This window comes from Vibrio sp. 10N.222.49.C9 (genome assembly GCF_041474985.1).
In the GTDB taxonomy this organism is placed as follows: domain Bacteria; phylum Pseudomonadota; class Gammaproteobacteria; order Enterobacterales; family Vibrionaceae; genus Vibrio; species Vibrio crassostreae_C.
On sequence record NZ_JBFRVD010000186.1, the window covers coordinates 1 to 230 of the forward strand.

At 42.6% G+C, this 230-nt stretch carries 1 protein-coding gene; it reads right to left on the minus strand.

The window, feature by feature from the left end:
- Positions 1–230: alpha-amylase family glycosyl hydrolase (locus tag AB4585_RS22670; RefSeq protein WP_372171062.1), on the minus strand; the 230-nt coding region annotated here is incomplete at both ends.

The window sequence follows — 230 nt, forward strand, 5'->3', positions numbered from 1 at the left end:
CAGATTAAAATAGTCTGTCGTATCGTATTTATGGTTACTAAGAGAGCTAAATACAGGGTTGAGATACAGGGTTGTTACGCCCAAATCCTGCAGATAATCCAACTTGGAGTAAATGCCTGCAATGTCACCGTTGAAGAACTGAACGGACATTGATTCATCATTGTTGATGGACGAGCCCCATTCAGATTCAATCGCAGCAACCGTTCCTTGTTTGATGCTGTACTCTCCCT